At 52.9% G+C, this 261-nt stretch carries 2 tRNA genes; both read left to right on the top strand.

The features are described 5' to 3' along the window. The first annotated feature begins 18 nt into the window (after nt 1-18). Nucleotides 19-95: transfer RNA gene (locus V3W40_RS34625), tRNA-Ile, on the top strand. A gap of 30 nt (nt 96-125) precedes the next feature. After that, nucleotides 126-201, top strand: a tRNA-Ala gene (locus tag V3W40_RS34620). The last annotated feature ends 60 nt before the right edge of the window (nt 202-261 follow it).

Raw genomic sequence — 261 nt, 5'->3', positions numbered from 1 at the left:
AAGAAGCAGCCCGAAATTGGGTCTGTAGCTCAGTTGGTTAGAGCGCACCCCTGATAAGGGTGAGGTCGGCAGTTCGAATCTGCCCAGACCCACCAATTTTGTGTGGGAAACGCCTGTAGAAATACGGGGCCATAGCTCAGCTGGGAGAGCGCCTGCCTTGCACGCAGGAGGTCAACGGTTCGATCCCGTTTGGCTCCACCACTACTGCTTCTGCGTTATGAAAGCTTAGAAATGAGCATTCCATCAGTATGATGGTGAATG

The organism is Pseudomonas sp. AM8 (genome assembly GCF_036346475.1).
In the GTDB taxonomy this organism is placed as follows: Bacteria; Pseudomonadota; Gammaproteobacteria; order Pseudomonadales; family Pseudomonadaceae; genus Aquipseudomonas; species Aquipseudomonas marginalis.
The sequence above is the reverse complement of the archived record's forward strand: the minus strand, read 5'-3'. Positions and strand labels throughout refer to the sequence as shown.